The 501-nt window shown below is 44.7% G+C and carries 1 protein-coding gene; it reads left to right on the top strand.

Annotation, left to right across the window (positions count from 1 at the left end; genetic code table 11):
- On the top strand, positions 1 to 284 hold a 284-nt coding region (locus A3739_RS29710), incomplete at its 5' end, for a hypothetical protein (RefSeq protein WP_197472200.1).
- Between the last annotated feature and the right edge of the window lie 217 nt (positions 285 to 501).

Raw genomic sequence — 501 nt, 5'->3', positions numbered from 1 at the left:
CTGTTATTGAGCAAACCGATGTGCGGGCTGCTCAATTCAATACGCCTGTTCCCGATGAGTATCGCGCTCCGCAGCTTCCGCTCGGTATTCAAACTTTGCTCAGTGATTATGCTGAGCGCGTAGAAAAGCTTCTAAAAACCGCACAAGAGTTTAGTGAAAAAGTGGGGCTTGAGCAGACAGGCGAGTCTTTGCTTAAAGACTTACAACAACGTTTTGATACATCCGTAGGCCGAGATAACTCTCAGTCTGAGTTTTTTGATGCGCTTCTAGATAAGCTTTCTTAACACTCCATTTCAACACTTCATCTTAAAAATACGTCTTGATGAATGAACGCTCCAGTGCTGGTGTTACCGAGAGCGTTCCTTTTCTCCAGTTACACCGCGTTATAACTCAGCCATTTCGCTAATTGTTGATTCCAGCTCAGCATAATACGGGTTGTAGGTTAAGCGGGCATGTACTTTACCTTTTTCTGTATAGCCCCATGCTGAGTACCATACTTCG

It is taken from the genome of Oleiphilus sp. HI0067, assembly GCF_001635735.1.
The sequence above is the reverse complement of the archived record's forward strand: the minus strand, read 5'-3'. Positions and strand labels throughout refer to the sequence as shown.